This window comes from Pseudomonas sp. TMW22091 (genome assembly GCF_022496705.1).
GTDB lineage: Bacteria > Pseudomonadota > Gammaproteobacteria > Pseudomonadales > Pseudomonadaceae > Aquipseudomonas > Aquipseudomonas saxonica.
This window is the reverse complement of sequence record NZ_SCFI01000013.1, coordinates 16,628-28,388: the sequence shown is the minus strand read 5'-3', so window position 1 is coordinate 28,388 and position 11,761 is coordinate 16,628. Positions and strand designations below refer to the sequence as shown.

Below are 11,761 nucleotides of genomic sequence, written 5' to 3'. Positions count from 1 at the left end.
GAAGGCTGCGATGGGCTGCGCAGCTGCCCCATTTAAAAAGCGAAGGGCATGCGACCCTTATCGCAGCCTTCGGCAGCGACTACGAAGAGATGCCGCAGGGTTTCAGAGCGGCGGTATCGCAGAAGGTTTTGAGGGTGCGGCGCAACCAGCGATGGGCAGGGTCGTTATCCAGTCGCGGATGCCAGGCTTGAATAATGTCCACCGCCTGCAACGCTATCGGCAACTCAAACGCGCGCAGCCTCAGGCCCATAGGCTCCAGGGTTTTGAGCAGCAATTGAGGCATCAACGGCAAAATCAGATCGGCATCGGCCAAGGCAAAAATCGCTGAGTAAAACGTCGGGGTGGTGAATGACACCCGACGCTCAAGCCCCAACTCAGCCAGCTTCGCATCAATCGGCCCACGGGCATGGCCCCGGCGTGACACGCTGATGTGGTCATAATCGATAAAGCGTTGCACCGTTATCGATTGATCGAAAATCGGGTGGCCTTCACGGGCCAGCCCCACAAAGGGACAGGTAAACAACCGCTGGACCTTGATGTCCGAACTGAAGGTGTTGTTGGCACTGATCGCCAGATCGATTCGCCCCTCGCTCAAGGCTTCGTCATCGGTAAAGCCTTCAGGCACCACGCGCAAGGTGGCTTTAGGCATTTCCCGCGCCATCTGGGAGCGCAATGCGCTGCCGTACACACCAAAAAACACGTCATTGGCGCGAATACTGAACGTGCGCTCCAGCTGGCCAAGATCACTGTGCTGACTTTGGGTAAACACGCCGTGAGCCAGTTCGACCACGCCGCGCACTTGCTCGCGCAACTCCAGTGCACGCGGTGTGGGCACCAGGCCGCGCCCGGAGCGCACCAGAATGGGATCATTCAAGGCCTCACGAATGCGCGTCAACGTGCGGCTCATGGCCGGTGCACTGAGGTTCATGCGTCGGGCAGCGCCCACCACTGACCCCTCTTCCAGCAGGACATTCAAGGCAACCAGTAGGTTCAAGTCAGGTATTTGCATGGCCCGAAGGGTAGCGTTTAACGCGATAAGAGGCCAGACGCGCGGCATGCACCATTATTGCGCATGATGTAAAACTGTATCGCTTCTGCTTAGGTAGCTAGCTAAGTTAAAGGTTGATACATTGTTTCCCGTCAGGTTGATGCCTGACGCTCTCTTTGGTTGAGATTTTTAGCCATTACCGGATCCCCATGAAGGTAATGGCTTTTTTTATTCTCCACGCTACGCCCCCTTCGCATTTTCTGGCTCTGCACCTGGTACATCACCTTGCACCCGACCATTGATCAAAATCGTTCAACTTTGTTTAACGGACGACGGTCAGGCCGGTAAAAAGTCCTACACTCGATATTAACTCTACGACATGTCGCAGGTTATCGGATGTAGTCATGACCAAATGTTCCGAACACACCCGCGACTCGACTGAATCATCTGACAGGCCAGTTACCAGCCCGCCATTGCTCATCGAGCCCTGCCACCCTGAAACCGATAACGGACCCTCAGCAGGGGCGATTCCCCTCTATCATCTGTTCAATCTGACTAGCCCCCACCTGCCCTCACAGCAACACGATAGCGAAGCTTTGCTCGTTAGCCCCACGCCGCAAAACGTTGTGCCAGCCAGCGACCTACCGACTGTTGCAAACGCCGTCGATTCAGCAAATCAGAATCTGATCGGCAAAAAGGTACTGCTCACAACCGTTCAACGCATCAGCACCCAGGTGTATCAACGCTTCCTTGCTCAGGCGGTAGGCGAAATGCTGCGTGGCACCGTCTACGAAGGGTTCACGCCGGAGCATCTGCCGACCCTGCTACAGGCCAGCCAGGACTTTTATGAGTCCGAGGCAGATTTACCCCTGCGTCTGGCACGATTACTTAACGCAGTGAATGAACTGCCAGATGAGTCCTTCTTTGAAGCTGGCCACCATTTAAAAGATGCTCTTCAACTGTGCGTGGCAATAACCCAATCGCTGGGGACACTTGCCAGCAGCGATTCTGTACTGGAAAAAGCCGTTTCAGGGCATCGGCATCTCAGGAATCTGCTGGAAACCCTGCTCGATAATTCGCTGCTCAAGACCTGGAGCACCCTTAGCGGAGGGCGCGACATTATTGAAAAATCGCTCCAGTTGCTCACTGAAACAGCGCCACTCATGACCCCGGATATATCGTTTGAACAGGTCATGAACTGGGCAAGCCAAAGCCCATTGCTCAAACATCTGCTCACCGAGCATTACCAAGGCATTGCCGGGATTTTTTATGAGCTGGGGATTCTGGCCAATCTGCTGCGTTTGCGTCAGGCCGCGCAGCCCGATGCCTCGACGCTAAGCCATGGCGCATGGCTACTCGAAACACTCGACAGTAAACAGTTAGGCCCGCTGATTACCGAGCATTTAAGCAGTTACCTGGCCCCTTTCTTTACTTCGCTGCACAACATGGCAAAAGCGTTCGCAAGCCCCAACCGTTTCCCCGCAGACACGTCAGGCCTTGCCCCCTTCAAATGGCTGAGCGATTCAAATGTTCTTGAAGTGTTGCCTGCCCCGCTCAAAGCCCTGGTGTACCGGTTTATAGAAGCTTTGGGCAACACCGACAGCTTGCGCTGCGCGGTGGGGGATGTACCCGCAAACGGAAAAATATCCGATCTGTGCCGCTGGTTGGCACGCGCACTGGAGCAGCCCAAATTCGAGTTAATCGCCAAGGCGGTAATGGACGTTGAGTTGTTTGACACGCTCAGCCGCTGGAGCAATCAAGCCGTGCTCTTGCACCAGCAGTGCGCCGCGTTTGCAGGTGTTGAAGGGGGGCCTGCTGCACTCAAGTGGTCGCTAACGCTGCTTGAACGTGTGGATCTGAGCCTGCTCGAACACATGCTGCCCGCTGTGCTGCATGAACGCTTGGCAAACTGGCTAATGCCCCTGCTGCATGGGTTGAAATTGGCGCCGCTGTTGGAGCAATACCCGCACAATGAATCGCAAATGGCGCAACTGATCTGGGGCGCACACTTAGTGGTCTCGGAGCAGGCGACACCGTTTCTAAACAGTTTTTTGCCCCAATCACTGGCCCAACAGTTGGTCAAACCGTTTGACTTCATTCGTCAGACCACAACGTTTCCCAGTGATGACTCCTATACCGCACAACTGCAATGGACCATAAACCTTCTGGCCAGCCCCGCAGGCCAAGCCACGCTGCAGCAGTTTGCCCCCGAGGGGTATGACTACGTCTTCACGCATCTACACAGCGTGAACACGATGATGCGCAACACCGATGAATTGCGCGCAATGCTGATGGACAACGCTCCCTGGCAAAGCAAAGCCCAGCAGTTATATGCCGTGCTCAGTCCGCCGCTGATTGAGGCCCTGAAAAGCCATCCCGAACTGCTGATCAACGCGGCCAGCTGGGCGTCAGGTGGCAACAAAACGGCCATTGGCCTGTCGCTGACGACATTGCGTTTTTACATGACGATGCCTTCGCAACTCAGTACCAGAGAGCGGCTTATATGGATTCTGAAAAACTCCGCGTATGAGGCCATAAACGAATACAGCACAGTGCTGGCCTGGCTGGTCACCCACGACAGTACGGCGTCGACTGTGTTGAGCCATGCCCAGCAAGCGCAGCGTATCTACAGCACCTGGTCGCAACCCGAAAAGCTGGAAGCTGAGCTCGACGAATTGGTCAAAATGCTCAATCGCGACATGCCGCTGCCGCACTACCTGCAGCCGTTGCTCAATACGCTACCCGCATTGCCAGCCCTGATACGGGCGCATCAACACTACACAACCTTGCCAGACGGCATGCCTGTAGAAGAGCAAACACTGCACATGGCAGCGTACCTGTCGCAAACCGACAGCGCCGCACTGGCACGCCTATATGACTCGATAGAAGCCTATGCAGTAGGAGGCATTAGCCATGCGCTGCATACGATCGCAGAAGGTGTGCAGGACCCTTTAAAATTCCCGACGGCCAGCGCGGCCCCCGTCGACCAACCGATAAAAAGAGTGCCCAGAGGGAAGATCGATGAGTGGAGCACACAGACAAAAATGGAATTGGTCGGCGGGACCGCGGGTCTGGCGATCTCAGTCCTAGCTGGGGCCTGGGCCTGGAAGCATTGGGGGAAATCAGGTACTCAAGCCTACTCGCCGGCGAATGGCATGCCGATGCAGAACCGAAGCCAAAGGCTCCTGGACTCAGACGCAGAAGAGGATGCCAGCCAACCATTCAACACCGTTTACAAAGGGACGACTGCTCGCCTTCCTTCCAAACATGACCCGGCTAAAGCTGCCTTGGCACTTTCGGTGCTCGGATTTGTTGTGTCGTCAGGGCTACTTATTAAAGGCGTGTACAACGCCGTGAACCCCTCAGCGATAGACATTACCACCCTGATTACCACACTCCAGGCGCTTGAAGAACAAACCCAAGACGATTTGGAAACAGGTCATCAGGAAAGACTGATGGTTGATATTGACCATTACGTCGAAGAACTTTCGGGCTGGCTTGATCAGCAAATTTATAAGGATCAGGGCGAGACGCAAGCGTCTGCCGTAAACCTGACCGATGATGTTGAAGAGCAAGGGGTTTTCGAAGATAGCTTAATGAGCGGGGACGAAACCGGATCGGTGCGGGTGCGCAGAAGTATTCGTAGAGTTTCCGTCTCCGATTTACAAAGCGTCATTGATGGATTAAAAATCGGCGTCACGCCTAAACCTGTATCCAGCAAGACGGAGGACTTCCAGTCACGCTCAGACGAAATACTCACTCTGATGCGCTGGGGTGTTAGAAGTCTCAATATTGAGCTAGAGATTAGCCAAGACAACAAGAGCGAAATTAATCACAAGGTACTTACAAGACGGCTCGCCCAGATCAAATCTAAACTGGTGGCACTTAGACAAAACCTTGCAACACTCAACATGGACATTCCCGGCCGGGACTTTCTGTCACGAGAAATCAAAGCCTATTCTTTACTGAATGAAATGCGAGCCTTCTACGCACACTCAAATGAATTGCGCCTATGGAACAACTTCGATCCCGACACTGTATATAGCTATGAATATACACTCCACCAGGAAAGTAATTTTGGTATAGCACATTTGATCGCTTTAGTGTCTGGCGCCGTGACTGAGCACATTAAGGAAGCCGGCGCGACGGGCTCATTCAATCTCGATGAACGTTACAATGACTCAGAAGTCACCCCTCTGATTAAAACGGGCATAAGCCTTTATATACCGGGTCAATGGACCAAAGAAAGAGCTTTAATTAAAGCGGGTATCGAGGCAAGTCAAGGGGGTAGCGAGGTCATACCGAAAATGACTGACGCCGTGAGAGTGGGCCTAACGGATAGCCAAGGACGCTTTAGATTTATTACCCTTCAAAGCCTTGACCAATACTTGATCGAGAAAAGAGACAACGTTCATCAGCTGCCCTATAACTCATCTTATACGTATCAGTGGCTTCCACAGTATTCAGCCGCCCTGATAGAAACGCTAATGTCTGAGCCTTTTTTAACGACCTATTTTTCAGGTGACACACTCATTGCACAGGGTGAAGATCGGCAGCAACACATTCGCACCATTCTTCCTTACACAATCGATGATGCTCTTTTTCATACCCACCTGATCATTCAGAACAGTTTTAAAGCTTTGGTATCACCGACCCGTGGCACGCCAATAGGCTTTACGGAAGAGTCAGTGCTTGCTCATGCCATACGCTACACCAAAGACCAGTTAGACTTAAATAACAACACCATCAACACGCCTGCAACCTCTGATACCATGATCAATATAACAAACAACTCCCTTGCTAACTTGCACAGCGTCTTGAGAGTTCTTTATCGACTTCCGAGCGAACACTTACGACTGCAAAAATCTCAAACTTCAACAGATTTAATTATGCTGGCCTTCGTTGAAACTTTGTGGACAGATCCGGAGCTCGCCTTACCGATCAAATACCACCCCCAACTGAAGAATCTCAAGCCCCAATCACCATTGATAGTGAGGCAGTTGAAAGACAACAACCCTGACACCCGATTCACGATGACGTTTGCGCAATTACTCTGCCGACAGAATGAAGATATGGCTCCACCCGCCACCGTTATCTGGCCTGGCGGGCTCTCGCAAAATGATCCACTTTTGCACACCTTAATCGACAAATGCACAGTCTATAGAGTGCTGATACCTAGCCTCCAGAGAGATGCAAAAGCTCGTGAATCACTGATCATTCCCAGTACCATGGCCTATCTCCAGGAAGGTCTAGACCGTGTTATCCGTGAAAAGGCTCCGGCCGGGGCTAAGCACTTACGCCAGCGACTCAACGAAACCTTAGAGGTTAAATTTCAGCCCGTGCCTCAGGGATTTTACAATCCCGACGCGAGCCAGAGACCGAAGGAAAAAGTCCTACGTTTCTCGATAGCAAAAATTATGGCTAAAGCACATAAAAGGAAGCTCAAACAGTTACCGGGTTACATGAGTTATACCTTTACGGCATCCTCCCGGTTCCCTATTGAGGTGATCAGAGAGTTGGAAACATTAGACTGGCAAGAGGAGGTACACCGAAAGATACGAGATGTGGATTCCGATATACGCTTTATGCGCCGATGGAAAGACGTGTTTAGGCCTCTTGTTACTGAAAAAATGACAAAGGCCGGTGTCGAAGGTGGCTCTACCCTAAATCTGGATGGCACCCCCATTCCCGGGGTCTATATACTGACAACCGCTCAGGGTGTCGAGTTGCACTCCGTATTCAATAAAACAGAGTTCAAAGCTCCAAACCTGCAACATTTCAATACGATATTACTCCCCGTAGAGGAATTCCACGGCGGTCATTTGCATCTTTCTCCCGAAGATGTAAGCCCCGAAGGCAAGAGACTCTACAACTGGCTGAATGAGCACCGACCGGATTCTGAAAGAACGAGAAATAGCATCCGCAACACCCTTACCTTGAAAGAACCGAGATATCCCAGCAGTGAGAATAGCTCAATGATTGCCTCGTCGATCTTGCACGACTATCTGGACGGCATGAAAAAAGATGCAGATGCTTACTTGAAATCCAATGCCGAGCTCTTTGTTCATAACCTGTTCCACTTTTTTAACAATATAATCGCGCCTTTTCTCGCCGTTTTGACAATCCCCATCAGCGGCCCACTGGCCTACCTGATTGCTTCAGGTCTTGTCATTTTGCCTTTTGCTGAACTGGCCGCAGCCGACACCGAGGAAGAGTTCAATGACCTGTTCTACAGCGCCGCTCTCAACGTAGCGTTTGATATTCTGCCCGGCCACACGTTGAAGTTGTTGTCGAAAATACCGGCCCACCAGATAGCCAAGTCAATTTCTAATAACGCAATCTCTGCATTCAATGCACTGAAGGGGCCGAAACAGATAAAGACAGCCAGCGCTAACATAGCGATGCCTATCAAAAAAATAGGGCCGCAAAATGCCATACGGGATGCTGTCAGAGCTAACATACTTGCCAAAGCACCCAATACTGCCTATTGGGACTACGTCAGTGATATTCTTCAAAACGGCAATATTCTGACTAAAGTGCACGCCGATGAGTTTGCCAACGGCTTGAAAATGGCAGCTAACTATAAGTACCAGAGGAACACAGGAAGCGTGGACCACTTATTCACGAATGTACGTACGCTCACAAGCTTCGATCAATTGTTGCACGTCAAGCAAGGTGAAGTTCTTGTATTCATGCGAGTTGATCCCAGTTCTCCTCTAAAACAACTTCACCCTGTCCATTCGATGCCTGCCCTCGGCAATGGCCGTTTTGCCGGCCTTAATAACATGGTGCTGGACCCCGCATTAGGCCCCGGCAAACGTATTCTCACTGCCGAGCAATTAGGCTCTTTCACCCCTAACGGCTTTACGAAGGCTGGCAGCGTCGTCGGCGAGCAGCCCCTGCAAATAAAAGTTGGGTACCCAAAAAACTCAACCCTCGCGTCTGTCCCGACGTTTGAAGAAGCAGCCAAAAAACTGGCAAAAAACAGTCAGGTCGGTAGCAACAGCGCGGATTATATAGCCGATATTTTCCAACAATCTGGCGAATTGGCAGCCGAGCAAATTCAAGCTTTCAAGGAGTTTTCTAACATTCTACTGAAGCACGGTGATAGCGCCTTCAGTTTTAATGTGACGCAGGTAGTCCACAACTTACGAGCCATTGATACTGTCGCGCAGCTCAAAAGTCTGTCAAAGGGTCAAATCCTTCTGATCGCCCCTACCGACTTTTCAGCCCGAAACATGTTAGTCAGTCTGGGCAATAACAAATTCGCCGGCTCACAGTTGGATCAGCTCAGCCCCTGGTTCCCAGATGGAAGAGGCATTGTCAACGCCGATGAGCTGGGCGCTTTGATGCAGGGAGGTAAAATCGGCAACCAGGTGCTCAAGGTTGGCACCATTAACCTCCAAGGTCTGCGCTCACGTGCGCTGCTGGGACGTGATTCATTCATCACGTTCAATTCTGGCGTTTTGACCATCAGGGCACATGGCCAAATATCGATCGTCAATTATCTGGATGCCTCCGAATTGGCCGATATCATCCGCGGCATCATGTCAACTCATGGCGGTATGAAGGCCCTGAGTAGGGTCGAGCTTGAGAGCTGCTGGGGCGCGAAGGGGAACACCTCCACAGGGAAGTCCTTGTCTGTAATTTTGGACAAGACTGTGGTGGCGTACCCCCAACGGTTCAATACAAGAATACCCCTGTCTGTTGGCACACAACGGGGCAAAGCTCCCATTACCTTCACGCCGCCAATCCCCCTTGCTACGCAAACAGGCGCTCAAAAACTGGAAGCTGCTAACCGTGCTCTGAATATCGCCAGAAATGACATGAAGAGCCATGACCGCACGGCCTTTTGGTTAAGCCTTAAGAAGCTTTTTCTCACCCCAATAACTTCACGCGTCAGTCGCAGCATTAATAATCCGGATAACAATGCGCCAACGACAACTACCGTCCCCACGTCTAACCTGGCACCCCTGGATCCCTTTGAAGAGTTGCTCAATAACGCCAGTGATCTGGTGATGCATACCTCGGGTTTCGATACAGCTGATTTCCTGGAGTCACAGCCTGACTATTTGACCGGTAGCGATTCACTCGACGCCAGTGCCCGCAGTGCCTTGATCACAGAGCTCAAGGTCATCGTTGCCTACCCGCTACCCGACAACGCCGATGAGTTCGCTGAACGCATGATGATGGTGCTGACCCTGACTGAAACGGCATCAAACAAGCTCGAAGAGCACCTTGAAAATAACCGGACTGCCCCCTCTACCACGCAGATTCCTCGCACCTGAACTACGCTCCCTCCCCAAACTACTTTCGTGTTTGAGGTCGGTATGCATCTGGGGAAAAAGATTTCAAAACTCGAACAACTGGTGTGTGAGCACTACCGCTGGATTCATGCCACCCGTATCAGCCTGGCGTTTCTGGTTACCTTTCTGGCCATTCGTTTTTTCAAGCTCGATGGCGCGTCCTACGCGTTGATCACCATGCTGATCGTCATGGGGCCGCAACCCTATTGGGGCAACGTCTTTTCACGGGCGCTGCAACGCACCGGCGGCACCGTGCTCGGGGCGTTGTCCGGGTTGGTCGCGTTGTATCTGGAAATTCATTCCTATCCGCTGATGCTGTTGTGGTGCGGCGTCATGATGTTTATCGCCGGCTACCTGACCCTCGGCAAGCACCCCTATATGGCTCTGCTGATCGGCGCAACCCTGGCGGTGGTCAGTTGCGCCCCGCCCAATGACATGGATTCAGCGATCACCCGCAGCGTGTATGTATTGGCAGGTTCATTGCTGGCCATGCTCTATACCAGTATCTATCCGCAACGGGCCTACACCGATTTGCGCATCAAGTTCAGCCAAAGCCTCGACAAGATCCATGACTTGTACGAGGGCTATTTTTCGCCCCGAGTCCTGGAGCGACCGGCGTTGGATGACCAGCTCAAAAACGAACTTGACGCCGTGCTCAAGTTGCGCAATTACATCACCCCGGCCAGCAACGAAACCAACCTGAAACCCTCGGTGTTCGAATCATTGCAAACCTTGCACCGCAACCTGCTGGCGACCATGTCCCTGATGATTGACGCCTACTGGTCCTCCAGTGAAAACCATAAGCTGATTGAAAGTGAACAGGCACTCAACGACCTGCACCGTCTTATCCCGCAAGCACTGGTATCGCTGCAAAACAAGTTGGTGATGGGCATTTCAGACAACCAGATCAGCAGCGAGTTACGTCAAAAATCGCAGGATCTACATACCTTGGTATTCGAAAGCCTCAAGGACAAAGTCTACGAGCCGCCTTTCTATGCCTACATTTGGCTTGCCCTGGAAATGCTCCGTCAATTAACCGAGCTGAACGATCAACTGCACGCCGCGCTTTACCAGAAAGGGCACCACCATTTGTTCAAAAACAACCAGCAGCCCACTGATAAATAAGATTTTTCTTACGCATTTAGATGACATATCGCACTAAAAACATAAATTTTTCATTAAAAAAGTCGCACACGCACGCGAAGCAATGACCAAGAAATACCCTAACTTATTGTTTTTAATCACTTTTAAATTTCAAAACCCCCAACGCAAAAGTCAACCCAAAATTTTTCTTTGCTGGCCAGTTTCTGGCCAGCTGAAAATTATCGTCTAGTCTCTGATCGCGCCCGTCTTAATGGATTTATACGGTTGAGCATCATGACCTTGAAACCTATCAATAAAGCGACATACCCCGATCCAAACCCTGTGCATGTGATCCACATGCGCAGGCTTTCGCAGGCGCGCAGTCCGGCCAAATCCGGCGCTTCAGCTCTTTAATGTTCACCGCACTGTAATTAGGAGGGCTTATGCAGCTCACCCCGAGAGAAATCGACAAACTGATGATTTACACCTTGTCGGACGTGGCGTTCAAACGAAAGGCTCGCGGCTTGAAGTTGAACTATCCAGAGGCAGTTTCAATTATCACCGTGACCGCACTGGAAGGCGCGCGGGACGGCAAGTCAGTTGAAGATGTAATGAATGAAGCCAGCAAGGTGCTGACCAAGAACGACGTGATGGACGGCGTATGGGATCTGGTGCCCAACGTTCAGGTCGAAGCGATTTTCACCGATGGCAGCCGCCTGGTCACGGTCCATGACCCGATCAAATAGCGCTGCATTGGAACCGATTAACGCAAACAGCACCGTTTTGAGGAATCAGTCATGAGCACCAAAAAAACCGCTGCACCCGAAAAAAACGCTAGCCCGCATCAGGACACTCACCCGGCCCACCACATCCCCCATGCCAAAAACCCCGGCGGTGTCCAGTCCGGTGACGAAGCCAACGTGCCCCTGGGTGGCACCATCTACGCCAGCGCGCCGATCACCTTCAACGAAGACCGCCCCTCGATCAAAGTCAAAGTGCGCAATACCGGTGACCGTCCGATTCAGGTCGGCTCGCACTTCCACTTTTTCGAAGCCAACCGCGCCTTGGCCTTCGATCGCGAAGCGGCCTTTGGCAAGCGCCTGAACATCACGGCCACCACCGCCATCCGTTTTGAGCCGGGTGACGAGATTGAAGTGTCACTGGTGGCCTTCGGCGGTAAGCAGACGCTTTACGGCTTCAACAATCTGGTGGACGGCTGGGCACCACAAAGCAGCGTCAGCGGCAAAGAGCGCCCGGAAAAACTGCAAGCAATCCAACGTGCCATAGCCGGTGGTTTCAAATTCAACACACCGCCAGGCAAGTAACCCATTCGCAGACTTTGCACACGCGCCGTTGATTCATTGACGCTCGCGCGGCATTAGAA

The 11,761-nt window shown here is 52.0% G+C and carries 4 protein-coding genes and 1 pseudogene; 4 read left to right on the top strand and 1 reads right to left on the bottom strand.

The window, feature by feature from the left end; translation table 11 throughout:
* Window positions 1-79 precede the first annotated feature (79 nt).
* Complete coding sequence (locus tag EQV93_RS19575) at window positions 80-1,009, bottom strand: LysR family transcriptional regulator (protein ID WP_122784434.1); 930 nt, start codon at window positions 1,007-1,009, stop codon at window positions 80-82.
* 383 nt (window positions 1,010-1,392) lie between these two features.
* On the opposite strand from EQV93_RS19575, the gene EQV93_RS19570 reads away from it, so the two are divergent.
* From EQV93_RS19570 to EQV93_RS19555, 4 genes and pseudogenes are all read left to right on the top strand, one after another.
* Complete coding sequence (locus EQV93_RS19570; RefSeq protein WP_240892244.1) at window positions 1,393-9,276, top strand: hypothetical protein; 7,884 nt, start codon at window positions 1,393-1,395, stop codon at window positions 9,274-9,276.
* 42 nt (window positions 9,277-9,318) lie between these two features.
* The gene (locus EQV93_RS19565) at window positions 9,319-10,419 is read left to right on the top strand and encodes an FUSC family protein (protein WP_122784419.1); all 1,101 of its coding nucleotides are present in this window, start codon (window positions 9,319-9,321) and stop codon (window positions 10,417-10,419) included.
* A 401-nt stretch (window positions 10,420-10,820) separates the two neighbouring features.
* Complete coding sequence (locus EQV93_RS19560) at window positions 10,821-11,123, top strand: urease subunit gamma (protein WP_122784420.1); 303 nt, start codon at window positions 10,821-10,823, stop codon at window positions 11,121-11,123.
* A gap of 51 nt (window positions 11,124-11,174) precedes the next feature.
* Window positions 11,175-11,594 (top strand): annotated as a pseudogene (locus EQV93_RS19555) (urease subunit beta); the annotation flags it as partial.
* Between the last annotated feature and the right edge of the window lie 167 nt (window positions 11,595-11,761).

Coding starts and splice junctions, on each gene's coding strand:
- EQV93_RS19575 (WP_122784434.1), bottom strand. CDS start 1,009: ATGCAAATACCTGACTTGAACCTACTGGTTGCCTTGAATGTCCTGCTG.
- EQV93_RS19570 (WP_240892244.1), top strand. CDS start 1,393: ATGACCAAATGTTCCGAACACACCCGCGACTCGACTGAATCATCTGAC.
- EQV93_RS19565 (WP_122784419.1), top strand. CDS start 9,319: ATGCATCTGGGGAAAAAGATTTCAAAACTCGAACAACTGGTGTGTGAG.
- EQV93_RS19560 (WP_122784420.1), top strand. CDS start 10,821: ATGCAGCTCACCCCGAGAGAAATCGACAAACTGATGATTTACACCTTG.